This is a genomic window from Telluria aromaticivorans (genome assembly GCF_013003915.1).
Taxonomy (GTDB): domain Bacteria; phylum Pseudomonadota; class Gammaproteobacteria; order Burkholderiales; family Burkholderiaceae_D; genus Telluria; species Telluria aromaticivorans.
Map to the genome: position 1 here is coordinate 892,999 of NZ_JABAIV010000001.1, position 25,705 is coordinate 918,703.

The 25,705-nt window shown below is 65.2% G+C and carries 24 protein-coding genes and 1 tRNA gene; 3 read left to right on the top strand and 22 right to left on the bottom strand.

The features are described 5' to 3' along the window. Positions 1-3: 3 nt before the first annotated feature. The 14 genes from HGB41_RS04100 to HGB41_RS04165 form a co-directional block, all read right to left on the bottom strand. The gene (locus HGB41_RS04100) at positions 4-1,257 is read right to left on the bottom strand and encodes an NADH-quinone oxidoreductase subunit D (RefSeq protein WP_171081309.1); all 1,254 of its coding nucleotides are present in this window, start codon (positions 1,255-1,257) and stop codon (positions 4-6) included. Further along, on the bottom strand, positions 1,257-1,850 hold the full coding sequence (locus tag HGB41_RS04105) for an NADH-quinone oxidoreductase subunit C (RefSeq protein WP_171081312.1): 594 nt from the start codon (positions 1,848-1,850) through the stop codon (positions 1,257-1,259). Before HGB41_RS04105 ends, HGB41_RS04100 begins: the two co-directional genes overlap by 1 nt. Positions 1,851-1,866: 16 nt before the next feature. Then, the gene (locus tag HGB41_RS04110) at positions 1,867-2,343 is read right to left on the bottom strand and encodes a NuoB/complex I 20 kDa subunit family protein (RefSeq protein ID WP_020654624.1); all 477 of its coding nucleotides are present in this window, start codon (positions 2,341-2,343) and stop codon (positions 1,867-1,869) included. Between the two features lie 3 nt (positions 2,344-2,346). Beyond that, the gene (locus HGB41_RS04115; protein ID WP_026354735.1) at positions 2,347-2,706 is read right to left on the bottom strand and encodes an NADH-quinone oxidoreductase subunit A; all 360 of its coding nucleotides are present in this window, start codon (positions 2,704-2,706) and stop codon (positions 2,347-2,349) included. Between the two features lie 166 nt (positions 2,707-2,872). After that, positions 2,873-2,957: transfer RNA gene (locus HGB41_RS04120), tRNA-Leu, on the bottom strand. Between the two features lie 246 nt (positions 2,958-3,203). Next, positions 3,204-3,695 carry a preprotein translocase subunit SecG gene (gene secG, locus HGB41_RS04125; protein WP_171081314.1) on the bottom strand — a complete coding sequence of 164 codons (492 nt, stop codon included), beginning with the start codon at positions 3,693-3,695 and terminating at the stop codon, positions 3,204-3,206. Positions 3,696-3,759: 64 nt separating this feature from the next. Next, positions 3,760-4,509: a triose-phosphate isomerase gene (gene tpiA, locus HGB41_RS04130; protein ID WP_171081316.1), complete on the bottom strand. Its 750-nt coding sequence runs from the start codon at positions 4,507-4,509 to the stop codon at positions 3,760-3,762. Between the two features lie 117 nt (positions 4,510-4,626). Then, positions 4,627-5,607, bottom strand: a complete 981-nt coding sequence (locus HGB41_RS04135; RefSeq protein WP_171081318.1) for an NAD(P)H-quinone oxidoreductase — start codon at positions 5,605-5,607, stop codon at positions 4,627-4,629. A 73-nt stretch (positions 5,608-5,680) separates the two neighbouring features. Further along, positions 5,681-6,136 (bottom strand): hypothetical protein, encoded by a 456-nt coding sequence (locus HGB41_RS04140; protein ID WP_171081325.1) that lies wholly within the window; start codon positions 6,134-6,136, stop codon positions 5,681-5,683. Positions 6,137-6,465: 329 nt separating this feature from the next. Then, a complete protein-coding gene (locus HGB41_RS04145; RefSeq protein ID WP_171081328.1) occupies positions 6,466-8,880 on the bottom strand; it encodes a catalase in 2,415 nt (804 codons plus the stop codon). 158 nt (positions 8,881-9,038) lie between these two features. Continuing rightward, the gene (locus HGB41_RS04150; protein ID WP_171081330.1) at positions 9,039-9,239 is read right to left on the bottom strand and encodes a hypothetical protein; all 201 of its coding nucleotides are present in this window, start codon (positions 9,237-9,239) and stop codon (positions 9,039-9,041) included. Positions 9,240-9,305: 66 nt separating this feature from the next. Beyond that, positions 9,306-10,301, bottom strand: coding sequence for an MYG1 family protein (locus tag HGB41_RS04155; RefSeq protein ID WP_171081332.1), 996 nt, complete (start codon positions 10,299-10,301; stop codon positions 9,306-9,308). Positions 10,302-10,336: 35 nt separating this feature from the next. Beyond that, positions 10,337-11,179 carry a formate dehydrogenase accessory sulfurtransferase FdhD gene (gene fdhD / locus HGB41_RS04160; RefSeq protein ID WP_171081335.1) on the bottom strand — a complete coding sequence of 281 codons (843 nt, stop codon included), beginning with the start codon at positions 11,177-11,179 and terminating at the stop codon, positions 10,337-10,339. Beyond that, the gene (locus HGB41_RS04165; RefSeq protein ID WP_171081337.1) at positions 11,176-13,479 is read right to left on the bottom strand and encodes an FdhF/YdeP family oxidoreductase; all 2,304 of its coding nucleotides are present in this window, start codon (positions 13,477-13,479) and stop codon (positions 11,176-11,178) included. The genes fdhD and HGB41_RS04165 overlap by 4 nt, the downstream gene beginning before the upstream one ends. A 271-nt stretch (positions 13,480-13,750) precedes the next feature. On the opposite strand from HGB41_RS04165, the gene HGB41_RS04170 reads away from it, so the two are divergent. Continuing rightward, positions 13,751-15,097 (top strand): SGNH/GDSL hydrolase family protein, encoded by a 1,347-nt coding sequence (locus tag HGB41_RS04170; RefSeq protein WP_171081338.1) that lies wholly within the window; start codon positions 13,751-13,753, stop codon positions 15,095-15,097. 109 nt (positions 15,098-15,206) lie between these two features. Here HGB41_RS04170 and HGB41_RS04175 read toward each other — a convergent pair whose 3' ends face one another. Then, positions 15,207-15,818: a tetratricopeptide repeat protein gene (locus tag HGB41_RS04175; RefSeq protein WP_171081340.1), complete on the bottom strand. Its 612-nt coding sequence runs from the start codon at positions 15,816-15,818 to the stop codon at positions 15,207-15,209. 127 nt (positions 15,819-15,945) lie between these two features. Beyond that, positions 15,946-16,731 carry a GIN domain-containing protein gene (locus HGB41_RS04180; protein WP_171081341.1) on the bottom strand — a complete coding sequence of 262 codons (786 nt, stop codon included), beginning with the start codon at positions 16,729-16,731 and terminating at the stop codon, positions 15,946-15,948. A gap of 391 nt (positions 16,732-17,122) precedes the next feature. Here HGB41_RS04180 and HGB41_RS04185 point away from each other — a divergent pair, with 391 nt between their 5' ends. Both HGB41_RS04185 and HGB41_RS04190 read left to right on the top strand, forming a co-directional pair. Further along, on the top strand, positions 17,123-18,526 hold the full coding sequence (locus tag HGB41_RS04185) for a M16 family metallopeptidase (protein WP_229422715.1): 1,404 nt from the start codon (positions 17,123-17,125) through the stop codon (positions 18,524-18,526). A gap of 11 nt (positions 18,527-18,537) precedes the next feature. Continuing rightward, on the top strand, positions 18,538-19,950 hold the full coding sequence (locus HGB41_RS04190; RefSeq protein WP_171081345.1) for a M16 family metallopeptidase: 1,413 nt from the start codon (positions 18,538-18,540) through the stop codon (positions 19,948-19,950). A 221-nt stretch (positions 19,951-20,171) separates the two neighbouring features. Here HGB41_RS04190 and HGB41_RS04195 read toward each other — a convergent pair whose 3' ends face one another. The 6 genes from HGB41_RS04195 to HGB41_RS04220 all read right to left on the bottom strand — a co-directional run bounded on the left by HGB41_RS04195 (position 20,172) and on the right by HGB41_RS04220 (position 25,702). Beyond that, on the bottom strand, positions 20,172-20,489 hold the full coding sequence (locus HGB41_RS04195) for a DMT family transporter (protein ID WP_171081347.1): 318 nt from the start codon (positions 20,487-20,489) through the stop codon (positions 20,172-20,174). A gap of 87 nt (positions 20,490-20,576) precedes the next feature. Continuing rightward, complete coding sequence (locus tag HGB41_RS04200) at positions 20,577-22,478, bottom strand: hybrid sensor histidine kinase/response regulator (RefSeq protein ID WP_171081349.1); 1,902 nt, start codon at positions 22,476-22,478, stop codon at positions 20,577-20,579. After that, positions 22,475-23,848 carry an ATP-binding protein gene (locus HGB41_RS04205; RefSeq protein ID WP_171081350.1) on the bottom strand — a complete coding sequence of 458 codons (1,374 nt, stop codon included), beginning with the start codon at positions 23,846-23,848 and terminating at the stop codon, positions 22,475-22,477. The genes HGB41_RS04200 and HGB41_RS04205 overlap by 4 nt, the downstream gene beginning before the upstream one ends. After that, positions 23,845-24,891, bottom strand: a complete 1,047-nt coding sequence (locus HGB41_RS04210; protein WP_171081353.1) for an ATP-binding SpoIIE family protein phosphatase — start codon at positions 24,889-24,891, stop codon at positions 23,845-23,847. Before HGB41_RS04210 ends, HGB41_RS04205 begins: the two co-directional genes overlap by 4 nt. Further along, positions 24,879-25,346 carry an anti-sigma regulatory factor gene (locus tag HGB41_RS04215; RefSeq protein ID WP_171081354.1) on the bottom strand — a complete coding sequence of 156 codons (468 nt, stop codon included), beginning with the start codon at positions 25,344-25,346 and terminating at the stop codon, positions 24,879-24,881. Before HGB41_RS04215 ends, HGB41_RS04210 begins: the two co-directional genes overlap by 13 nt. After that, entirely contained in the window at positions 25,346-25,702 is a 357-nt protein-coding gene (locus HGB41_RS04220; RefSeq protein WP_171081356.1) for an STAS domain-containing protein, read from the bottom strand. Before HGB41_RS04220 ends, HGB41_RS04215 begins: the two co-directional genes overlap by 1 nt. Between the last annotated feature and the right edge of the window lie 3 nt (positions 25,703-25,705).

Genomic DNA, 25,705 nt, shown 5'->3' on the forward strand with positions numbered 1-25,705 from the left:
CTCTTACCTGTCGATACTGCCGAACACGATGTCCTGGGTGCCGATGATGGTCACGGCGTCGGCGATCATGTGGCCGCGCGCCATTTCGTCCAGGCTCTGCAGGTGGGCGTAGTCAGGGGTACGGATCTTCAGGCGGTACGGCTTGTTGGCGCCGTCCGACACGATATAGATGCCGAATTCGCCCTTCGGGTGCTCGACCGCGGCATACGCCTCGCCTTCCGGCACGTGGAAGCCTTCGGTGAACAGCTTGAAGTGGTGGATCAGCGATTCCATGTTGGACTTCATGTCCATCCGGTTCGGCGGCACGATCTTGTGGTTGTCGATCATCACCGGACCGGCATTGGTGCGCAGCCAGGCCACGCACTGCTTGATGATGCGGTTCGACTGGCGCATCTCTTCCATGCGCACCAGGTAGCGGTCGTAGGAGTCGCCGTTGGTGCCGATCGGGATGTCGAAGTCCATCTTGTCATAGACGGCATACGGCTGCTGCTTGCGCAGGTCCCAGGCCACGCCCGAGCCGCGCAGCATGGCGCCGGTAAAGCCCATGGCCTTCGCATCGTCGGGCGAGACCACGCCGATGCCGACCGTACGCTGCTTCCAGATACGGTTATCGGTCAGCAGGGTTTCGTACTCGTCCACGTAGCCGTCGAAGCGCTTGGTGAAGGCTTCGATGAAGTCGAGCACCGAACCCTGGCGGTCCTGGTTCAGGGCGTCGATGGCCTTGCGCGAACGGATCGGCGATTCCTTGTGCTGCGGCATGCGGTCCGGCAGGTCGCGGTAGACGCCGCCCGGGCGGTAGTAGGCCGCGTGCATGCGCGCGCCCGACACCGCTTCGTACACGTCGAACAGGTCTTCGCGGTCGCGGAAGGCGTACAGGAAAGGACCCATCGCACCGATGTCGAGCGCGTGCGCGCCCAGCCACATCAGGTGGTTCAGGATGCGGGTGATCTCGTCGAACATGACGCGGATGTATTGCGCGCGCACCGGCGCTTCCACGCCCAGCAGCTTTTCCACTGCCAGCACATAGCCGTGCTCGTTGCACATCATCGACACGTAGTCGAGGCGGTCCATGTAGGGCACCGACTGCAGGTAGGTGCGGGTTTCGCACAGCTTCTCGGTGCCGCGGTGCAGCAGGCCGATATGCGGGTCGGCGCGCTGGATCACTTCGCCGTCCAGCTCCAGCACCAGGCGCAGCACGCCGTGCGCTGCCGGGTGCTGCGGACCAAAGTTCAGGGTGTAATTCTTAAGCTCAGCCATTATTTCGTCCCGTAGGTTTCTTCGCGGATCACGCGCGGGATGTTCTCGCGCGGTTCGATCGTTACCGGTTGGTAGATCACGCGTTTCTGTTCAGGGTCGTAGCGCATTTCGACATAGCCCGTAATCGGGAAGTCCTTGCGGAACGGGTGGCCGATGAAGCCGTAGTCGGTCAGGATGCGGCGCAGGTCGCCGTGGCCGTCGAACAGGATGCCGAACAGGTCGAAGGCTTCGCGCTCGTACCAGTTGGCGGCGCGCCAGATGCCGGTGACCGATTCGACGATCGGCATGTCGTCATCAAGGCAGAACACGCGCACGCGCACGCGCCAGTTGTGCTTGATCGACAGCAGGTGCGAGACGACCGCGAAGCGCGCGCCGTCCCAGGTGCCTTCGCCGTACTGCGAGTAGTCCACGCCGCACAGGTCGATCAGCTGTTCGAATGCGAGGGCCGGCGTGTCGCGCAGCGCCTGCATCGATGCAAGGTAGTCGGCGGCCTTGACCACCACAGTTACTTCGCCCAGCGCGGAACTAATGGCAGCGCCCTCGCCCAGAGCATTTTTCAGGGCGAGTTCAAGGGATTCGAGTTTAGTCGTCATGGTGATGGGGCTGTTCTTAGCGCGCGATGGTATTGGTGCGCTTGATCTTGTTCTGCAGCTGCATGATGCCGTACAGCAGGGCTTCCGCAGTCGGCGGGCAGCCCGGCACGTAGACGTCGACGGGGACGATGCGGTCGCAGCCGCGCACCACCGAATACGAGTAGTGGTAGTAGCCGCCGCCGTTGGCGCAGGAACCCATCGAGATCACCCAGCGCGGCTCGGCCATCTGGTCGTACACCTTGCGCAGCGCGGGAGCCATCTTGTTGCACAGCGTGCCGGCGACGATCATGACGTCCGACTGGCGCGGCGATGGGCGGAACACAATGCCAAAACGGTCGAGATCGTAGCGGGCTGCGCCCACATGCATCATCTCGACCGCGCAGCAGGCCAGGCCGAACGTCATCGGGAACATCGACCCGGTGCGCGCCCAGTTGATCAGCTTATCGGCTGTGGTGGTAATGAAACCTTCGTTTAATACGCCTTCAATTGCCATGGCTTATTCCCAATCAAGGGCACCTTTCTTCCAGATGTACCAGAATCCGACCACGAATTCTGCGATGAAGACCATCATCGTGACGAAACCGGTCCAGCCGAGTTCGCGCATCGAGACGCCCCATGGGAAGAAGAATGCCGTTTCCAGATCAAACAAAATAAACAGGATCGCGACCAGGTAGTACCGGACGTCGAACTTCATGCGCGCGTCTTCGAAGGCCTCGAAGCCGCATTCATACGGGGACAGCTTGGCGGCATCCGGACGGTGCGGGCCGAGCAGGCGGCCAAGCACCTGCGGAGCGACGCCAACGCCGACGCCAATCAGAATAAAGAGAAGGACGGGGAAATAATTTTCGAGGTTCACGATGAAGCCTGTATTGAACGATCGGTTAATGAAACACTGCAGGGCTGCAGCGCCGAACCGTACTGCCTGGCCAGAACCTTCCACCAGGACGATACGAATCGTAAAAAAAGCCAGCTCAGGCAGGAGAGCGTTTGCTCGTTGCGCCCTTGCTGGCTTCTTTGTATCTTGGTGCCGACGGCGAGACTCGAACTCGCACAGCTTGCGCCACTACCCCCTCAAGATAGCGTGTCTACCAATTTCACCACGTCGGCTGGAGACCAGTATTTTACCCTGCTTTAGCACTACTTTTCAATGCACAAATTGCGCTATCACAAGGAATTTACGCAATTTCTCAACAATTTAATGTTGACGATTAAGCTTTACAGCCAATCAAAGGCATTCAGTACTAATTCTGGCCGGGCTGCGTATAAATCCGGCCCGCGCTACTGACAGCGAGCCGCATTCTACCGCTAATCGCAAACGGGCGTGCGGCGCCCGTGCGACGAAAGAACGAGGAATTACTTGGTGGCCGGGGCCGGAGCCGGTGCAACCGGGGTCGCAGCGGCTGGGGCAGCCGGTGCAGGAGCAGCCTGGCCAGGTGCGGCCGGGATGGCGACGCCCGGGGTCTGCGGGATGTCGTTGGCCGGCACGACCGTGGTCGCGCCGGCGTTCGGGCCGGCGCCCGGGATGTCGCTCGGGATGCCGGTAGCCGGCGCCTTCGACGACGGCACCGTGACGCGCTCCATCACGCCGCCGTCCGGACCGGCGGTGCGGTTGTTGCTGAAATACGCCAGCGCCAGGGTCGAGGCGAAGAAGATGGCGGCGGCGACGGCGGTCGACTTCGACAGGAAGTTCGACGAGCCCGACGCACCGAACAGGCTGCCCGAGGCGCCCGAACCGAAGGCCGCGCCCATGTCGGCGCCCTTGCCGTGCTGGACCAGCACCAGGCCGATAATGGCCAGGGCCGAAATAACCTGCACGACAATAACCAGATTAAACAGGGTGTTCATTGCAATTCCATTTCCAAGTTAACAACGATTAAATGCGGTAATTCTGTAGTGCGGTAGTGCTGGATTACTTTGCTGCGTGGATGATCGCGAGGAAATCCGCCGCCTTCAGGGCTGCGCCGCCGATCAGGCCGCCATCGATGTCCGGCTGCGCCATCAGGTCCGCCGCATTATCCGGCTTCATGCTGCCGCCGTACAGCACCAATACCTTTTCTGCGCTTGCCGCGTTGCATGCGCGCAGCTTTTCGCGCAGGCCGGCGTGCACTTGCTGGGCCATTTCCGGGGTGGCGGTCTTGCCGGTGCCGATCGCCCACACCGGCTCATAGGCCAGCACGATGCTCGCCAAGGCATCCGGACCGATCTTGTCCAGCACGGCGCCGAGCTGCTCATTGACCACTTCCATGGTCTGCCCTGCTTCGCGCTGCTCGAGCGTTTCGCCGACGCAGACGATCGGGGTCATGCCGGCTTCGATCAGGGCCTTGGTCTTCTTTGCCACCAGTTCGCTCGATTCGCCGTGGTAGGCGCGGCGCTCCGAATGGCCGACGATGACGTAGCGGCAGCCGAAATCCTGCAGCATCGAGGCGCAGACTTCGCCCGTGTAGGCGCCGCTAGGCTGGCAGGACACGTCCTGCGCGCCCCAGGCCAGCTCGCTGCCTTGCAACAGGTCGTGGCACTGGTACAGGTAAGGCGCCGGCACGCATACCGCGGCGGCAGCTTTGGCATTGGCCAGTCCGGCGAGAATGCCGGTCAGCAGCAGCGCATTGGCTTCACGGCTGCCGTTCATCTTCCAGTTACCTACGACGAGTTTGGAACGCATACGAGTCCACAGTTAAATAACCCGCTATTCTAGCGGTCGAATATGTGGCGGTCAAACAATGGCTCAGCTTCTTTTCGCGCCCTGCCGGACCACCACTTCCCTTTTTGATTCAATCGCTTAGATCACTTCCAGCACGATCTTGCCGACGTGGGTGCTGGACTCCATCAGCGTGTGCGCTTCCGCCGCCTGCACCAGCGGGAAGGTCCGGTAAATCACCGGCTTGAGCCTGCCTTGCGCGAACAGTGGCCAGACCTGCTGCCGCAAGTTGCGCGCGATCGCCGCCTTGAAGGCAACCGGGCGCGGACGCAGGGTCGAGCCGCTGATGTGCAGGCGGCGGCGCAGCACCTGGCCCAGGTCGATCTCGGCCTTGGCGCCGCCGAGCAGCGCGATCAGGGCGATGCGGCCGTCGTCGGCCAGGCAGTCGATCTCGCGCGGGAGGTAGTCGCCGGCGACCATGTCGAGGATCACGTCGACCCCCTTCCCGCCCGTCAGCTCCTTCACGACGGCGGTAAAGTCTTCCGTGCGGTAATTGATGCCGCGTTCGGCGCCCAGCGCTTCGCAGGCACGGCATTTTTCATCCGAACCGGCAGTGGCGAACACGCGGTGGCCCAGCGCGGTGGCGAGCTGGATCGCGGTGACGCCGATGCCCGAGGTACCGCCCTGCACCAGCAGGGTCTCGCCCGGCGCCAGTTGCGCGCGGTCGAAAATATTTGTCCAAACGGTAAAAAAAGTCTCGGGCAGCGAGGCGGCTTCGAGCGGGCTCAGGCCGTCCGGGATCGGCAGGCACTGCTCGGCGGGCGCCGTGCAGTATTCGGCGTAACCGCCGCCCTGCACCAGCGCGCAGACCATGTCGCCCTTCTTGAAGCCAGCTGCGGCGTAGTCGCCGTCGACGATTTCGCCGGCCACTTCCAGGCCCGGCAAGTCGGAGGCACCCGGCGGCACCGGGTATTTCCCCAGGCGCTGCAGCACGTCGGGACGGTTGATGCCGGCCGCGTGCACCCTGATCAGCACTTCGCCCGCCTTTGGTACCGGCACCGGACGTTCGCACAGCTGCAGGACTTCGGGCTTGCCCGGCTGGGTGATTTCAATGGCGCGCATGGCTGCTCCCGTGTTGAAAAAACCGCAATTGTACGGGAGGTGGAAAAAAGGTGTTTGCTGCGCGCGTCCCGGCTTACCCGGTATAACGGGTGCTTCGACTACCCCGGAATTCATCCACGCGCATGCATTGGGCAAGCTTCTGCCGTGTCGCCCTGCGGCCGTCGCGGGTCACGACGTGTAAGGTACAGGTGAATGGGTCGCCGACCTGGACCAGGTTCGGGTTCCGGGGAACCGGTGGCAGGCCGAATTCGATCACCATGCTCGCCGACTCCAGCTCCTCCAGTCGCACCCCGAGCTTGGCGATTGCCTGGTGCAGGTAGCGCGCGTAGGTGCGCGCGACGCTGCACGCGGCGGGCGCTTCCGGCTGCGCGGTCGCGGCCAGCAGGTCGAGCTGCATGCGGTTTGCCGAGGCCTGCACTTCGCGGTACAGGACGCCGAAGGCCCAATAGCCTTCGTAGTCGTTGTAGCGGGTGATGAAGGTGTCGAGCAGTCCTGCGCTGAAGTGATTGAGTTTGCGCCTGGAGATCATGGAGGTGGCCCTCGTCGACCGGCGGAAGCCTGGCGTCGTCCGACGTATCGACCAAAGAATTTGGGCCAGGGGGTTAGATTAACAGAAACGCCAGCACGAAGCTGAATCCGGGTCACTTAGTGAGAACCGTAGCGTGGGCGGGGTAATTTCGGGCAATGCCCGGAATTACGAACGCCCACGCGGTGATAGTTGCAATGTAAACAGCCGCACGGGCTGCAGCACTGGAATTTGAACGCGCGGGCGGGAGACCCGCCCACCCTACGAGTAACCGACGGCTCTAAATAGCCAGCGTTAAGCACGAAGCTGGCGTCTCCATCAGACCCTCAGGTTCACACCATCGGCGGATCCGTCTCCCGCGCAAACGCCCGGTGCCCGGCCAGCGCCAGCTTGAATTTATCCAGCGCCGCATCTGCACCGGCGGCATCGCCAATCAGCAGGCCAGGATCGGCCGAGCCATCCGGCAGCACCTTCGGCACCATCGCCTTGTCCAGCAGGCCCTCACCCGCGCCCAGCACCAGGATCGGCTTGCAGTGGCGGTACTGCTCGCGCACGAAGTCGATCGCGTGGGCGTTGCGCGCCAGCGCCTCGACCGCCGCAGCGCCATCCGGCACGATCAAGCCGTCATACAGCACCGACGGCCCGGCCTCGAGCGACACCTCGACATCCAGCGTCGAACCATCCGCTGCCTTGACCTTGCCCAGCATATTGCCCACCAGCCGCGGCACCGCGCCATCGAGCACCAGGCTGGCGTAGACCGACTGCACTTGCGCGCCATCGACGCCCGGCGCCACGAAGATCGCGACGCGGCGGGTGCGCACTCCCGTGATGCCGGCGCGGCTCAGGAGCGACAGCGGCGGCGATGGCGGGTAGGTCGGGATCGGCGCGTCGGTCGCCAGCGGCAGCGGCTCCGGCACTTCCAAGCCCAGGCCCTCAGCCACTTTCGCCACCAGGCCGTCGTCGACATTCGCCAGCAGCGCCAGCATGCGCAGGCGGATCGCCACCGTCTGCACGCGCGTCAGCTCGAAGCGGAAGGCGTTCGCGATGTGGGCCTGCTCGCTAGGCGCCTGGCTCTGGTAGAACAGGCGCGCCTGCGAATAGTGGTCGGCGAAGAGTTCCGGCTTGCCGCGCACCTTGTCTTCGGCCACGCGTTCCGGGAAGCTGGTGAAGCCCTTGCTGCCGGCCTGGAACGGGCAGCCGCCGGCCAGCGAATTCGGCTCGTAGGATACGCGGCCGCGGTGGATGGCCTGGCGGTGCATGCCGTCGCGCTGGTTGTTCTGGACCTGCACGATCGGCGCGTTGATCGGGATTTCGTGGAAGTTCGGGCCGCCCAGGCGCGAGAGCTGGGTGTCGAGATAGGAGTGGATGCGGCCCTGCAGCAGCGGATCGTTCGAAAAATCGATGCCGGGAATGATGTGGGCGGTGCAGAAGGCAACCTGCTCGGTCTCGGCAAAGAAGTTGTCGGGATTACGGTCCAGCACCATGCGCCCGACCTTCTGCACCGGCACCAGTTCTTCCGGAATCAGCTTGGTGGCGTCGAGGATGTCGAAGCCAAAACTCTGCGACTGCTCCTCGCTGAAGATCTGCAGGCCCAGCTCCCATTCCGGGAAGTTGCCGGCCTCGATGGCCTCCCACAGGTCGCGGCGGTGGAAGTCAGGGTCGGCACCGGAAATCTTGACCGCTTCGTCCCAGACCAGCGAGTGGGTGCCGGCCAGCGGCGTCCAGTGGAATTTGCAGAACTGCGATTCGCCCTGCGCATTGATCAGGCGGAAGGTGTGCACGCCGAAGCCCTGCATGGTGCGGTAGCTGCGCGGGATCGCGCGGTCCGACATCACCCACATCAGCATGTGCGCGATCTCGGGCGAGAGCGAGGCGAAGTCCCAGAAGGTGTCGTGGGCGCTGGCCGCCTGCGGCATGCCGTGGTGCGGCTCCGGCTTGACGGCATGCACCAGGTCGGGGAATTTCATCGCGTCCTGGATGAAAAAGACGGGGATGTTGTTGCCCACCAGGTCCCAGTTGCCTTCGTCGGTATAGAACTTGACCGCGAAGCCGCGCACGTCGCGCGCCACGTCGGTCGAACCGCGTTCGCCGGCGACGGTCGAGAAGCGCACGAACACAGGGGTACGCTTGCCCTTGGCCTTGAACGGTGCGGCGCGGGTCACAGCGCTCAGGTCCTCATAGGCCTCGAAGAAGCCGTGCGCGGCCGAGCCGCGTGCATGCACCACGCGCTCGGGAATGCGCTCGTGGTCGAAATGGGTGATCTTTTCGCGCAGGATGAAGTCTTCCAGCGCGGTCGGGCCGCGCAGGCCGATCTTCAGCGAATGCTGGTTGTCGGCGACCGGAACGCCCTGGTTGGTGGTCAGGTGGCGGTCGCTGGCGTCGACGCGCACGCGGTCGAGCGGGTCATTGCCCGGGTTCTCGCCGATCGGCGGCTGGCCGTCGCCGACCTTGTCGGACTGGACGATCTCGGTGCTGGTGCTGCCGGTCGCGCTGGGCGTCGACGGCTTGGCCGTGGCGCCCGGCTCGGGCGTGCGGGCCGCGTCGCCGTATTCGTCCGGCTTGTTCGGGTTGAAGGGCATGTCGGCTGCCAGCTGCTGGCCGGCGACCTGTTTTTCCAGCAGGCGTTGGCTGACGGGATCCTTCGATCCCAGGGTAGTTGGCGGCGTCGGATCCGACGGACCTGCCATGGTGCTCATGATCGAACCGGCGCCCGCTACCGATCCTTTCGCGTTCTTGCTCTTAGCCATCTGTGCCTCGCTATTATTCGTTATGGGGAATGACCAACGAACAACATAGCCCTGTCGGGGCTGTGCACACTGTTGTGCATCTAACAGAGCAAGATAGACGGCACTTGTTTATTTCTATCGGCCCGATAGCGATGGACTATGAGCTCGACCCAAGGCGCTCAGCGATGAATCTCGTGGCAGACGCCAAGCAAGGTATCGCGGCGCAGCCGCAGGCGGGTATGCTGGGTGCGGATGCCGGCCGACATGCCCCAGGCCGCGGCCCAGCGCAGCGCCCGGTCGGTGTCCGGACCGAAGGGCCGCGCCGCCGATGCCCGGTTGAGGGCAGCCGACATGCGTTGCATCGCATACAGCTTTCTCATTGAAACTATCTTTGCCATGAGCCCAAGATAGTCCTTCTGCTGCGCTGCGACAGTGCCTTACCTAACTCAAACTGGCACTGAAGCCCGCATATCTTTCGCGTCGAAGATCGGCGTCAAGCCCGCGTCCACTGCCTGCAGCGCCTGCCTGGCCATGGCGTATGCGCCTTCAAACGATTTCGCAGCCGCAATAAACCGGCCGTTATGACAGAACTTGGCGTCCGGCACGCCGGTCACCGCCGCCAGTTCCGCGTCGCGCAGGCCGGCCCATGGTTCCGGCAAGTCGGCCCGAGCGTCGAAGGTATCGGTCGTGGCCGGGACCGTGTGCAGCATGTAGCGGTCTTCCGACAAACTGTGGCTGAGCACAAACAATACCTTCGGCATTTCCTTGCGCACCACCGAGGTCCAGGGCAGCGCGGCATTTTTCAAGAACAGCAGGCGGCCACCTTCCATCGGCTCGGCCTGGCGCACCTGGGCCAGTGCCAGGGTGGCGCCGACCCGGTATTTGACTGCATTCGTCATCACATCGGCCAGGAAGGCCATCGCCTTGCGGAATTGAAACAGGCGATAGGCCTCCGCCTCGGTCCCGTAGCCCAGCCGCTGCTCGTCCATCCAGTTCGGGTTATAGCCCGAGACCACCGCCGACATGCCGTAGCCGCCAGGCGCATTCTTGGCCGCGCCCACATCCGACAAATCGAGGTACTGGACGATGTCGCTGTCGATGGCATAGGCCAGCTGCTGGGCCGTGTCGGCATCCATCTGGTGGCCGGTGTGGGCGGCAGCCAGCGCGGCGACGCAGCGCCCGCCGAATTCGCGCCAGACCAGGCCCGCGCTGGCATAGGGCACGCCGCTGGCGCGCGCGCCCTCGAAGCCTTTCTGGTGGTGGTCGAAGCGGCCCGTGGCCGGATCCCAGATGCCGCCGACGTCGACCACGAAGTCGGCCGCCTCGATGATCGCGCTGTCGCGGGTCCGGACGATGTCCGCTTCAGGGAACAGGATATGCAGGACGGCGACCGCCCATGCGTCGTCCGCATGGAACTTGCCGTTGTGGGTCACGATGACCATTGATTACTCCAGGTGCTTTTATTTGAAGGACAGGATCATACCGGCATCCGGGCAAGACGTTGTGGATGCGTGTAGAGAACGTGGCGCCCGCCCCGCACGAAGCCGGCCAGCGTGAGCCCGGCCTGCTCCGCCAGTTTCACGGCCAGCGCGGTCGGCGCCGAGATCGCGGCCAGCAGCGGGAAGGCCGCGCGCGCGGCCTTTTGCACCATCTCGAAGCTGGCGCGGCTTGTGACCACCGCGAAACCGGCGGCGCTATCCACCTGGGCGGCCACCAGGGCGCCCACCAGCTTGTCGAGCGCATTGTGGCGGCCCACGTCTTCACGCACGCACAGCAAGCTGCCGTCGCGATCGGCCCAGCCGGCCGCATGCACCGCGCCGGTCGCATGGTGCAGCTGCTGGCGCGCCGCCATCGCTGCCATGGCGCGGTGCAGCGCGGCGTGCTCGAAGACGACCGGCGTGGCGCTCGCCAGCGGCGGATCGAAGGCATCGTCCTCGAACCAGGCCAGGCTCTCGACCCCGCACAGGCCGCAGCCGGTCTTGCCAGTGCGGGCGCGGCGCGACTCCTTCAGGCGCACCAGGGCGCCGGAGGCGATGCGCATCTCGATGGCGATGCCGTTGCAGGTTTCTTCCACGTCGAGGTCATGGATGTCGCGCGCATGGCGCACGATGCGCTCGCCCAGCGAGAAGCCGACCGCAAAATCTTCCAGGTCTTGCGGCGAGGCCAGCATCACCGCGTGGCTGATGCCGTTGTAGACCAAAGCGACCGGCACTTCATCGGCTACCACTTCGGTAGCGGCTTCCAGCCGGCCGTCAACCCAACAGGCGGCCGGCAGCCGGGACGCGCCCTCAGGCGCAAAGAAAACTTCGCCCGCGTTCACGAAGGCCTCCGGTCGCGCTCGAGGATGACGTCGATCGCCTTGGCCGCCGGCACCTTGCTCTCCTTGGCGTGGTGCCACAGCGGGATCAGGCCATTGAGTTCGGGGAAGTAGCCGGCAATGCAGCCCGGCGGTACGTCGTAGGGCACGATGGTGAGTCCGGCGACGCGCCGCTCGACGCCGTCGCTGGCGGCCGTGCGCAGGGCCACCACGTCGCCCTGGGCCAGCGCGTGTTTCGCCATGTCGGCACGCGACATGAACAGCACCATGCGGCTGCCGTAGACGCCGCGGAAGCGGTCGTCATGGCTGTAGATCGTGGTATTGAACTGGCCGTCGCTGCGCACCGTGAACAGGCGCAGCGTGGCCGGGGCGCCCGACAGGTCCGGATTGCCCTTCAACTCTTCCGGCACGGTGAAGACGGCCTTGCTGCTCTCGGTCTTCCAGACCCGGTTGGCCGCGGCCACCGGCTTGCGGAAACCGCCGCGGGTCCACATCCGCTGGTTGAAATCGTGGAAGATCTCGGGATAGGTCTCGGCGATCGCCTCGCGCACGGTGGAGTAATCGGCCACCCAGCGGTCCCAGTCGACACGCGGGTTGGGGGCCAGGGTGGCCTTGGCGATACCGGCCACGATGGCGGGCTCGGACAGCAGCGTGGCCGCTGCCGGCTCGGCCATCCCGCGCGAGCCGTGCATGCAGGCGGTGCTGTCTTCGACGCTCACGTCCTGGGGCCCGCCGGCCTGGCGGTCGATCTCGATCCGGCCCAGGCAAGGCAGGATGTAGGAGGCCTTGCCGTGGATGACGTGGTTGCGATTGAGCTTGGTCGCGATCTGCACCGTGAGCGGCAGCTCGCGCCAGGCAGCTTCCATCAGGCCGCGCTCGGGCACCGCGCGCACGAAATTCCCGCCCAGGCCAATGAAGGCTTGCACCTTGTTCGCGAGGATGCCCTCGCAGGCTTCGACCGTGTTCATGCCGGGCTCACGCGGCGGCTCGAAGCCGAATTGTTCCTTGAGTTTATCGAGCGGCGCCAGTTCCGGCTTTTCGGTGATGCCGACGGTGCGCTGGCCCTGCACGTTCGAGTGGCCGCGCACCGGGCACACGCCGGCGCCCGGCTTGCCGATGTTCCCGCGCAGGAGCAGCAGGTTGACCATCATCGTCACGTTCTGCACGCCGTTGCGGTGCTGGGTCAGGCCCATGCCGTAGATGGCCATCACGGCGCTGGCCTTGCAGTACACGGCGGCCGCGCTTTCGAGGTCGGTGCGCCACAAGCCCGATTCGCGTTCGATGTCGCTCCACTCGCAGGCGCGCACCGCGGCCTCGAACTCTTCGAAGCCCTGGGTGTGCTCGAGCAGGAAGGCGGTGTCGAGCACGCGCTGGGCGCCGCCGTTGCGGGCCGCATCGTCCAGCGCCAGGATCGCCTTGCACAAGCCCATGACAGCGGCCGTGTCGCCGCCCGGTTTCACCTGGTGGTACTGGGTGCTGATGGCGGTCTCGTGCCCGGTCAGCATCTCGAGCGGCGACTGCGGATTGGTGAAGCTGACCAGCCCGCGCTCGCGCAGGGGATTGAAGGTGATGATCGGCACCCCGCGCTTGCGCGCCGCCTGCAGCTGGTGCAGCATGCGCGGGCTGTTCACGCCGACGTTCTGGCCGAAGAAGAAGATGCAGTCGGTCTTCTCGAAGTCGTCCAGCACCACGGTGCCGACCGGGACCCCGATGGTCTTCTGCAGCCCGACCGAGGTGCTTTCGTGGCACATGTTCGAGCTGTCCGGCAGGTTGTTGTTGCCGTACATGCGCGCGAACAGCCCGTACATGTAAGAGGTCTCGAGCGAGGCCCGGCCCGAGCTGTAGAACACGACCTTCTTCGGCTCGTAGCTGCGCAAGGCTGCGCCGATTTCGGCGAAGGCGGTGTCCCAGGCGATCTCGCGGTATTTGTCGGTGTGGGCATCGTAGCGCAGCGGGACCGTCAGCCGGCCCTGGTCTTCCAGGCGGTGGTCGTCCCAGGCTTCCAGCTCGGTGACCGTGTGCTGCTGGAAGAAATCCGCACCGATGGATTTGCTGGTGGTTTCCCAGGCCGTGGCCTTGGCGCCGCTTTCGCAGAATTCGAAGGGATGCGGGTTGGCCGGCTTGGCCCAGGCGCAGCTGACGCAAGCATAGCCGTCCGGCTTGTTCTGCTTGAGCAGCAGGCGGCTGTCCTTCAGCGGCACCCGCTGGTCGAACAGGATGGTGGTCACTTCGCCCAGCGAGCCCCAGCCGCCGGCCGGCATCAATGGGTTTTCGATGCGTACATCTCCAGAACTCTTGCTCATGACTGCTCCTCGCTGGTGGAAGGGCCACCCTAGCCGGGTTCTGGCCACCCCTCGGTGCGTGTGCGAACAGTCGCTGTAGAAATCCGAGTCAAATCCCGGACAAGATTGCTCCAGCCACCAAGAAGAATTCTTGCAGGAATGTCAATCTTCGAGCGCCTCGATTTCGCGCAAAGGAGGCGCGGGCGGTGGTCTTGTCCCGTGCTGCCGAGCTCGTTAGATTGGCTGGAAGAGCTCATGTTTACCGCATGGTTATTACTTCGAGGAACACACGATGAATCGCTTCCTGCCCTTCTTGGCCGATGTCGTCCGGCGCTTCAAGGACGGCCTCGCCTCGTCCACCCACGGACCGTATCCGCCACGACGGCGCCTGCTGCTGGGCAGCGCCATGCTGGCTGCGGCGATCGCCCTGCCCCATCCCGCCGGCGCCCAGGACTGGATCGGCGACCGCTGGGCCACTACCTGGGGCACCGCGCCCGCCGGCCCGCCGCCGGAGGCCAGCCTGCAGACTTTCACCGACCAGACCGTGCGCCTGGTCGTCCATACCAGCATCGGTGGCAACCGCGTGCGCATCCGGGTATCCAACGAAATGGGCAGCGTGCCGCTGACCGTCGGCGCCGCGCGCATCGGCCTGCGCGCGGGCGGATCGGACGTCGCTGCCGGCACCGACCGTGCGCTCACCTTCGGCGGGCGCAGCGCGGTGACGATCCCGCCCGGCGCGCCGGTGCTGTCCGATCCGGTGGAGCTGAACGTGCCGCCGCTGTCCGATCTCGCCATCAGCCTCTACCTGCCCGGCACGGTGCAGGCGACCACCCTTCACGCACTGGCGCTGCAGACCGGCTACGTCTCGCTGCCCGGTAACTTCACGGCAGCGGCAACCCTGCCGGTGCAGCGCACGATCACCATCTGGCCCTTCCTCACCGCGGTCGAAGTCGATGCCGCCGGACTGGCCATCGTCGCGCTGGGCGACTCGATTACCGACGGCACCCGCAGCACGCCGGACACCAACAACCGCTGGCCCGACTGGCTGGCGCGGCGGCTGCAGACCGAGCGCGATTCGATCCTCGGCATCAGTGTGCGCCTGGGCGTGGTCAACCGCGGCATCAGCGGCAACCGCCTGCTCGGCAACTCGCCGAATGCACTGGCCGGGCGCAGCGCGCTGGAACGCTTCGACCGCGACGTGCTGTCCACCGCCGGGGTGCGCTTGCTGGTGGTCCTGGTCGGCATCAACGACATCGGCAACAGCTCGGCCACCAATCCGGTGACGGCGGAAGACCTGATTGCCGGCTACCGCCAGCTGATCGCCCGCGCCCATGCCAAGGGCATCGGCATCGTCGGCGCGACCCTGACGCCCTTCGAAGGCGCCGGCTATTACTCGCCCGAGAAGGAAGTGGTCAGGCAGGCGGTGAACAGCTGGATCCGCAACCACGACGAATTCGACGCGGTGCTCGATTTCGACCGCGCCACGCGCGACCCGTCGCATCCGTCACGGCTGCTGCCGGCGTATGACAGCGGGGATCATTTGCATCCGAATGATCTGGGGTACCAGGCGATGGGGAATGCGGTGCCGTTGACACTGCTCCGGAGGGTGAACAAGGCGGCACCCGTGGCTACGCCGTAACCCGTAGGGTGGGCAGAATCTGCCCACCCTACGAGATTCGACGGATCACATGTCACGGGCCAGCGTGAAGCCTCAAACAAGAACCGCCGGCATCGCCGGCGGTTTTTCATCACGAATTCGTCCCCGTTCGCGACGCCGTCGGCAGCGGCCGGCCCGGCTTCCAGGTGCGCGACAACGCCTGCGCCTCCTCGATCTGCTCCTGCGTCATCTGGCGCGAAATGGCGGCGCGCTTCTCGACTGCGTTGTGGTTGCCGCTGGCGGCGGCCAGGTTCCACAGCATGTAGGCCAGCACCATATCCTGCGGCATGCCGGCCTGGTGGTAGCGGTACATCAGGCCGAGCGCGTGCTGGGCTTCGCCGTGGCCCTGCTCGGCCGCCTTGCGGAACCACGAGACGGCATGGCGCTGGTCCTGCGGTACGGCGTTGCCGGTGTAGTACATGGCGCCGACGACGTACTGGGCGTCGGCCTTGCCCTGCTGGGCGGCCTTGTGGTGCCAGGAAAACGCCTGCTTGTAGTCGCGCGAGACGCCCCGGCCCATGTAATACATCAGGCCCAGCAAATGCTGGGCGTCCGCGTGGCCGGAGCGGGCAAGCGGGACGATCTCTTTCAGTGCTGTCGCGTAGTTGCGCGCGTTGTAGGCGCTGGCACCTTCGGCGAAGCCCGCATGCGCGCTGGCCTGGAGGCCGAGCGCGAATGCGATCGCTACGAATAGTTTTTTCATGTCTCGTACATCGGATCAGGATCTCTGCGTACCCTTGGTGCCCGTGAGGACTCCCATTGTTCTTGTCGGCTCGTGCTCGTTTTTTTGCTTGTTCTTGTTGTCCCTGCAGTCCCGCCCAGCTGCCGCCCTACTTCCAGTTCACCTTGCCCAGGCCGTCGAGGCTCACCTTGCGGTTGGCCGGCTTGCCGTGCACCGTGACCGAGCCCATGCCCGACAGGGTCAGGTTGGCGCTGTCGCGGGCCGTGACGGTGGCATTGCCCAGCCCGGACAGTTCCAGGGTCACGTTCTCGGCCGAGAAGCCGTGGGCGTCCAGGCCGCCCAATCCGCCGAGTTCGGCCTTGAGCCACTTGCTGCGGCCATGCAAGGTCACATAGCCGGCGCCGCTCAGGTTCAGCTCCACGCTATCGCTGTTGATGCCATGGATTTTCATGCTGCCGACGCCACCCAGGCTGGCGCTCAGCACCCTGTAATTACATGATACATTCATTGAGCCGGCCCCATCGAGGTTGAGCTCGAGCTCATCGCCCGAGAAGCCGCTGACCATCGTGCCGCCGACGCTTTCCGAGCTGACTTCGCGCAGGTTCGGCAGGGTCAGCTCGGCATGCAGGCCCATGCTGCGGCCCAGGTTGATGTTCACGCCGCGGGTCTCGGTGCCGATGTTCAGGGTGTCGCCGCTCTGCAGCGTGGTGGTCTTGCCCAGCAGGCGCGGGTCGCCGGTGAGCACCAGCATCGGCGTCATGCCCTGGCGGATCTTGAGGTCCACGACCCCATCGATCTTGACGCGCACCACGCGCGCATCGACCGGACGGGTCTCGGTGACGCGCTCCGGCGCGGCAACGGCGATGCCCATGAAGGTGAACAGCGCGGCGCACAGTGCGGCAAAGACAGCGCCGAGCTTGAAAAGGTAAGTCATTGAAATCTCCACATACATATATGTATTTAATTGTTGGCTGTTGCCGACCGGATAGGCCAGCACTGCCGCGACATACCAGCGACGAGTGAGTTCCAGGTCGCGGTCTACTTATCATGTTGCAACTATATCGGTTCGTGCTGCTGTGTCCTATCGCCCTGCGATGAACTGCATAAATCGCGGCCCAGGGCGGCTTATGGACGGATGGATGCGTCTTGCCGGCGTCGAACATTCCTTGGACATAACGCAAACTTTCCTTCAAAAAAAGATTAATTATTGGCATGTCTTTGCGCTAATATGCAGCGCATGATGGCCGAGGCCGTCAAGAGATTCACCTGTAAATCACAGTAAAACGCTCACCTTCCCGAGTACATTTTCGAGGTCACCAATGCGCATGCGCCAATTACCTGTTTTGCTGGCCGGGCTCACTTTCTCGCTGTCGGCGGTCGCCGCCACCGCGGACCAGTGGACCCTGCCGGTCAATGTCAAGAAGTTAGAGAACGGCCTGACGGTCATCGTCACCGAAGACCACAGTTCGCCGACCGTCGGCGTCTCGGTCGTCTACCACGTCGGCATGCGCCTTGAGCCGAAGAACCGCACCGGCTTCGCCCACCTGTTCGAGCACCTGATGTTCCAGGGCACCCCGAACGCCAAGAAGGGCGTGTTCGACACGACCATCACCGGCGGCGGTGGCCGCAACAACGGTTCGACCCGTCCCGACTTCACCAACTACATCGAGACGGCGCCGGTGTCGGCGCTGGAACCGATCCTGTGGCTGGAAGCGGACCGCATGAAGACCCTCGACTTCAACGCCGCGACGCTGAAAAACCAGCAGGACGTGGTCAAGGAAGAGATCCGCGTCAACGTGAAGAACCAGCCCTACGGCGGCTTCATGTGGATCGACATCAGCCAGCAGGCCTTCCAGAAATGGGAGAACAACCACGACGGCTACGGCAGCTTCGAAGACCTCGAGAACGCCAGCCTGGACGACGTGCGCGCCTTCCACCGCGACTACTACGGCCCGAACAACGCGGTGATCGCGATCGCCGGCGACATCACCCCGGCCCAGGGCTTCGCGCTGGCGCAGAAATACTTCGGCAAGATCCCTGCCCGCCCGACCCCGAAAGCGACCGACTTCAGTGAAGGCCTGAACACCGTCGAGAAGCGCGTCGTGCAGAGCGACGCCCTGGCCCAGGTGCCGGCAGTCGCCGCCGCCTGGAAGATCCCGCCGCGCGGCCACAAGGACCAGGCCGCGGTTGCGGTGCTGGCCGAAGTGCTGGCCGGCGGCGACGCTTCGCTGTTCTACCAGGGCCTGGTCAAGGGCCGCGAGATCGCGCTCAATGTCGACACCCTGTTCGGCCTGACCGGCCCGTTCGAATACGACGGCCCGACCCTGCTGACCGTGTTCGCGCTGTACAAACCGAACAGCAATGCCGACGCGCTGCTCAAGGCGATGGACGAGGAAATCGGCAAGGTCGCGCAAAACGGCGTCGACGCCGCCACCCTCAAGCGCGTCAAGACCCGCATGCTGGCCGACTGGAACAACCAGATGGAAAGCTTCATCAACCGCGCCGACATGATGGCCAAGATGCAGGTGCTGTGGGGCGACGCCAACGTGGTCAACAAGATCCCCGGCTGGATCGAAGGCGTGACTTCGGAAGACATCCAGCGCGCTGTCCGAACCTACCTGGTGCCGACCAACCGTACCGTCATCGACCGCAAGCCGGCTGCGATGCTCGCGGCGCCTGCCGCCGCTGCCGCCACCCCAACGACTGCGCCTGCCGGCGCTGCAAAATAAGGAGCGCATCGATGAAAAAACTGATGCTCGCAGTTGCTGTCTCTTTGGCGTTCGCGCCGGCAGCCTTCGCCGCGCCTGCCGCGGAAAAAGAACTGGCCATGCCGGCCTATGGCAAGGACAAGCCCATCCCGGTCCCGAAGATCGCCAAGAAGACCCTGTCGAACGGCCTGACCGTGTGGGTCGTGCCACGCAAGGGCCTGCCGCGCGTGGACTTCGTGCTGGCCGTGCGTAACGCCGGTTTTGCCGCGGATTCGCCGCAGACCCCTGCCTTCGCCACCATGATGGCCGGCCTGCTCAGCGAAGGCACCGCCAAGCGCGACTCGCGCGCCATCGCCGAAGCCGCGCAAGGCATGGGCGGCGAGATCGGCGCCAGCGCCAACTCGGACGGCATCGTCGTCTCGGGCAATGCGCTGTCCTCGCAAGCCGGCCAGATGGCCCAGCTGCTGGCCGAGGTGGCCCGCACCCCGGCCTTCCCGCAGAACGAAGTGCAGCTGGCGAAAACCAATGCGCTGCAGGCCCTGCGCGTGGCCGAAACCCAGCCGACCTTCCGCGCCGAGCGCGCGATCAGCAAGGCCGTCTACGGCGACCACCCGTACAGCCGCACCACCGCCACGGTCGAAGCGATCAACGCCGTGACCCAGGACATGCTGCGCGCCGAACACGCCCGCCGCGTGCGCCCGGACCGCGCCCTGCTTGTGATCACCGGCCGCATCACCGAAGCCGCGGGCATGAAGCTCGCGCAGCAGGCGTTCGGGGACTGGAAGGCAAGCGGTGCGGCGCCTGTCGACACCGCCGCCGCCCCGGCTTCGGCCAAGCCGGCACGCATCCTGCTGCAGCGTAACGGCAGCGTGCAGTCGACCCTGCGCCTGGGCGCGCCCGGCATCGCCGCCAGCGCCGAGGACCAGATCCCGCTGCGCCTGGCCAGCACCATCCTCGGCGGCGGCTTCTCGAGCCGCGTGAACATCAACCTGCGCGAAGAAAAGGGTTACACCTACGGGGCCTCGGCGGGTGCTCGCATGAACCGTGCGGGCGGCGCGATCATCGGCGGCGCCGACGTGCGCAACGAAGTGACCGGCGCGGCGCTGAACGAATACTTCGGCGAGTACAAGCGCATCGGCCTTGAGCTGGTGCAGCCGAAGGAAATGGAGATGAACAAGCGCTACGTCGCCGGCGGCTACATGATCAACAACCAGCTGCAGCGCTCCGTCGCCGGCACGCTGGCCCAGAACTGGCTGGTCGGCCTGCCGCCGGAATTCCTTGGCGAATACGTGCCGCGCATCCTGAAGGTGACCCCGGAGCAGGTGCGTGACGTGTCGAAGAAGTATTTCTCGCCTGAGAACCAGTCGATCGTGGTGGTCGGCGACCAGGCCGCGGTGGGTGAGCAGCTGAAGGCGTTTGGGGAGTTTACGGTGCAGGAGAAGTAAGCCGGGCCGTTAGCTGATACAGAGAAGCCCCGCGAAGTTTGCGGGGCTTTTTTTATGATCGCGATGTGCGATGAACTTGGATCGCGGCCTGCGCCGGGCGACGATTTTGTAGGGTGGGCGGGTTTCCCGCCCACGCGGTCAACTAGCGGCAAGATCATCGCATGCGGCATTTTGTGCGCTAACCATCACCGCGTGGGCAAGGAACTTGCCCACCCTACGATCTAGTGGTTGGCGAGCTTCATCAACACCAGTCCGCAAACAATCAACACCGCGGCAATCACGCGCGTCAGGTTCACCTGCTCTCCCAGCAGCGTAATCCCCACCACGAACGCCCCCACCGCACCGATCCCGGTCCAGATGGTATACGCCGTCCCCAGTGGAATAGTCCGCATCGCCGCGGCAAGCAAAACGAAGCTGGCCGCCATGGCGACCAGGGTGACGACGGTGGGCCACAGCCTGCTGAAGCCCTCAGACTGCTTCATCGCATACGCCCACACGACTTCGAAGATTCCCGCTACCAGCAACATGATCCAGGCCATATCCCGGCTCTCCTTTCGAAAAGCCGGGCCGTCCCGGTCGTTGGTTCCCGATATGGGGGAGGCCGTTCCTCCAGCGGGTATTCTATCCTAGCCTTTGAGGGCCCGCTCCAGGTCGTCCAGCTCGGCCGGCTTGACCAGGTGGGCGTCGAAGCCGGCCTCCAGGGCGCGCTTGCGGTCTTCCGGCGAACCGTAGCCGGTGTGGGCTACCAGGCGGATGCCGCTAAGGGCCGGGTTCTGCTTGATGCGGCGCGCGACCTCGTAGCCGTCGATACCCGGCAGGCCGATGTCGAGCACGATCACCTGCGGCCTGTGGTGCAGCGCCAGTCCCTCGATCTGCGAGGCGTCCGAGGTGGTGCAGGTCTCGTAGCCCATTTCGGCCAGCAGGAAGCCCATCATCTCCATGGCGTCGATGTTGTCGTCGACCAACAGCACGCGCATGCCGCTGCCACCCGAGTCGGCGGCCGGATGGCATTCCATCGTGGGCGCGATCGATGCGACGCGCAGCAGGGGCAGCTCCACCGTGAAGGTGCTGCCCATCCCGATGCCGGGGCTCTCGGCCATCAGGCGGCCGCCATGCAGCTCCAGCAGGTGCGACACCAGCGACAGGCCGATGCCCAGCCCTTCGGGCGCGCGGTCGGGCGGGACGTCGACCTGGGCGAACATGCCGAAGATGCGCGGCAGGTTGTCCTCGGCGATGCCGATGCCGGTGTCGTGCACCGAGATGCGCACGTGGTGCTCGCCACGCAGGCTGGCGGAGATGGTAATGTCGCCGCCCTGCGGCGTGAACTTGGCGGCGTTGTGCAGCAGGTTGCCGATCGACTGGGCCAGGCGCACCGGGTCGCCGGACACCCACACTTCCTGCTCCGGCAGTTTCACCGCCAGGCGGTGGCGGCGTGCCGTGATCAGTGGCCCGGCGGTCTCGATGGCCTGGTTGACCACCGTGCCCAGGTTCACGTCGTCGCGGCGCAGCACGATCTTGCCTTCCGAGATGCGCGCCACGTCCAGCAGGTCGTCGACCAGGTGCGCCAGGTGGTCGACCTGGCGCGTGATGACTTCGCGCGCGCGCGCCTGGCGTTCGCCGGAGCTGTCGCCCTCGGTGCCCAGCAGCGCGGCCGCATTGCGGATCGGGCTGAGCGGATTGCGCAGTTCGTGGGCCAGCGTGGCCAGGAACTGGTTCTTGTTGCGGTCGGCCGTGCGCAGCAGCGCCTCCATTTCCTTGCGCGCGGTAATGTCGCTGGTCACGCGCGCCACGCGGTAGACGTCGCCGCGCTGGCCACGCACCGGGAACAGGCGGTCGCGCACCCAGCGCGTCTTGCCGTCGGTCCCGGACAGGCGGAATTCCTCGTCGTAGTGCGGCATCAGGGCCAGCTGCTCCCAGCGCTGCCCCATGCGGAGCCGGTCGTCCGGATGGACCGCGTCGAGCCAGGACGCAGGACGCCCGCGCAAGGCCTCGACGCTGCGTCCCCACAGCGCCGGATAGGCAGGGCTGACGTAGACCAGCGCGCCGTCCGGCACGCTGAACATCCAGAACACGTCGTCGATGTTGTCGGTGATCTGGCGGAAGCGTTCTTCGCTGTCGCGCAGCTCGACCTGGGTCTGGCGCATGCGCACCAGCGCATTGACGTTGGCGATCAGCTCGTCGGCCTCGATCGGCGCGGCCAGGTAATTGTCGGCGCCGCCTTCGAGGCCGCGGATCTTGTCGGCGCGCCCGGTCAGCGCGGCGGAGGTCTGCAGCACCAGCACCATGCTGCTATCCGGGTTGGCCTTGATGCGCCGGCACACTTCGATGCCGTTAATGTCGGGCAGCTTGACGTCGAGCAGCACCAGCGTCGGGTGCTGCTCGTGCACGATCTCGAGCGCGTCGGTGCCGTTGGCCGCCTCGATGACCTCGAACCCGGCACTTTGCAGGATCCGGGTCTTGGCGTAGCGCGCCCCGTCGTTGTCGTCGACATTGAGGATCGTGGGGGTCTTGGTCGGGTGGAAAGTCATTCGTTCGTTCCATGGTGGCCATCCCTGGATGGATGGCGGCGCGGCAGTTCCATTGAGAAGGTCGATCCGGCACCCACCGCGCTGGTGACCAGGATCCGCCCGCCGAGCAGGTCGGCCAGTTTGCGGCAAAGCGGTAGCCCCAGGCCGGTCCCCTTGCTGCGCCGTTGCAGGGGGTGCTCGATCTGGCTGAATTCCTCGAAAATCAGGTGCAGGTTGTCCGGGCTGATGCCGATCCCGGTGTCGGTGACGTCGAAGCGGATCGTGTCCGCCACCGGGTCCAGCGCGGCCGAGACGCGCACCGAACCGTTCTCGGTGAACTTGAGTGCGTTCGAGATGAAATTGCGCAGGACCTGGGAGATCATGCCTTCGTCGGACTCGAAGGCGTCCGGGATCTCATCCGGCTCGAACACCAGTTCCACCCGGGTTTCATCCACCAGGGGGCGCAGCATTCCCTTCAGCGCACGGAACAGGTTATCCACCACCACCGGGTCGAAATGCACCTCGACCTTGCCGGCCTCGATCTTGGCCAGGTCGAGCAGGTCGTTCACCAGTTCGGACAAATCGTTGGCGGCAGTGGCGATGAACTGCACCTGGCGCTCCTGCTCGACGGTGAGGTCGCCGTCCATGCGGCTGAGCAGCAATTGGGCCAGTGCCCGGATCGACGACAGCGGCGTGCGCAGTTCGTGGCTGGTATTGGACAGGAAGCGCGACTTCATTTCGTCGGCCTTGCGCAGGCGCTCGGCCTTGTCTTCGATCTCGGCGTACAGCGCGACGATGCCGCGGTTGGTGTCTTCCAGCTCGCGCGTCAGCGACATCAGGTCTTCCTGGCGCTCGCGCAGTTCCGACAGCGTGGCGACCAGTTCCTGGTTCTGCAGCTGCATTTCGTGCAGGGGATTGGCCACCGGCGTCTGGGCGAGGCGCGCGCTGATGTCGAGCAGCATGGCGCGTTCTATCTTTGCACTGCGCGGCAGGATCTTGCGCATCGTGACTTTACCCATGCCGGCGCCGGCAGGCTCGGTTTCGCAATCGTCCATCAGGCGATGCGCCGTGACCAGGGCCAGCTCCGGCACCGACGAGAGGCCGGCCTCGGGCGGCAGCTCCTGGCGCGCTGCCTCGCGCGGCCCGGTGCCGGCGACGATCGTCACCTCCAGTTTCTGGTGGCGCCCTCCGTCGTCGAAAGTGAACGTGACGCGCCCGCCGGAACCCTGGTGGCAGGCGCTGCGCGCCACTTCGGACACCGCCGTGCCGATGCGCACCTGGTCCTGCTGCGAAAAGCCCAGCAGCGCCGACAGCTGGCGCGCGCGCTGGCGCACCTGCACCACGTCCTCGTCATTGTCGAGGGCGACATTCAGGATGCGCTGCGCGCTCACCCGGCCACTCCCGCCGGCACACTGGTCCGGCGCACGACCAGCACCATCGCGTCGTCGCGGCGGCGGATGAAGTCGCGCATCAGCACTGCCGCGATGAGCGCGGTGCTGCGTCCCTGCAAGCCGGGGTACTTGTCCAGGTCCCACTGGGTCTGGATGCCATCCGAATGCAGGATGCAGATCGCGCCGGGCGGGAACGGTACTGAAAATTCCTGCACCTTGCGCATGTTGTGGCCGACGATCCCATTGTGCGACACCAGGGCGCGCCGCGTGTCGTCGTAGACATAGCCGGCGATGTTGCCGATGCCGGCAAAACGCAGCTCCGAGGTCGCATAGTCGATGCGCGCCACTGCCAGCGCAGCGCCGCGCGTGCCGCGCAATGCCTCGTGTGCGGCCTGCATCAGGTCAGTAGCAGTGTTCGGGATGGGCGCAGGCTTGGCCAGCACGCCGATCGCCGCGCTAGAGGCGCGTGCAGCGTTCGGCCCGTGCCCGAGTCCGTCGGACGCCACCAGCGTGGCGCTACTACGCATGCAACGGACACCCCAGCCATCGCCGCACTCGTCTTCGCCCGCCAGGGGGGTCAGCAGCGCGCCCACCTCGACGCCGCAGGGATCGGGAGGCGGCTGGTCGCGCCACAGCCGCATGAAGAAGGCAGCACCCTTGCCCTCCTGCGAATAGACGTCGAATTCGTCGGCCTGGCGCCGCATGGCGCCCAGCCCAGTGCCGGCAGTGCCGGCGGTCGAGACCCCGTCGACCAGGCTGGCCGACAGGTCCAGGATGCCAGGTCCCTCGTCGATTGCCAACACGTCGACGCCGACGCCGGCGGTCGACTGTGCCGGCCCGATGTGGATCACGCCTTTGTCCGCGTGCTTGAGGATGTTGGTGGCTGCCTCGGTGATGATCAGGGCCAGCTTGCCGGCCCGGGTTTCGCTGAAACCCAGGCTGTCCGCCAGCTTCTGCCCTTCCCTGCGCGCCGCCGCGACATCGCTGGCGTGTTCGACCGAACACACCAGCTGCGGCGTCAATGAGCTGATCAGCGTTTCCATTTGACTACCAGCACAGCTGTCCCTTCTCCTGGACGGCTATCGACCTCGAATTCGTCCACCAGGCGTTTCGATCCGCCAAAGCCGAGACCGAGGCCACCACCCGTGGTGAACCCGTCGCGCAGCGCGCTGGCGATATCGGGAATGCCGGGCCCGGCATCGATGAAAATCAGGCAGACACCGTTGCGCACGCCGTCGCTGAGCGCGTCGAGACAGACTTCGCCGCCGCCGCCGTACTTGATCGTATTGCGCGCCAGTTCACTGGCCGCCGTCACCAGCTTGGTCTGGTCCACCAGCGACAGCGCGATTGCGACCGCGCGTTCACGCACCTGTTTGCGCAGTCCCACGACATCCTCGTCCGACCGCAGGGGCAGGATCACCCGCCCGGTGCGTTGCTGGCGGTGGTAGTCCAGCAACCCGGTTTCGAACGGGACTGCATTGGTTTGCGCGTCTCCCATTAGCTGAAGCTCTTTCCTAACAGCGTCATGCCTTTTTCGACATTCAGCGCCGTCTTCACGCCATGCAGGGTCAGGCCGAGTTCGACCAGGGTAATGGCCACCGCCGGCTGCATGCCGACCACCACCGTCTGGGCGTCGAGCACGCGCGCCATGGCAGCGGTATTGCTGATCATGCGGCCGATGAAGGAATCGACCAGGTCGAGCGCCGAAATATCGATCAGCACGCCCTTGGCGGCATCGCGCACGATCCGCTCGGTCAGGTCGTCCTGCAGCGTCATGGCGAGGCGGTCATGCATGTCGACCTGAATCGTTACCAGCAGCAGGTCGCCCATGCGGAGGATAGGAATCCGTTCCATGAC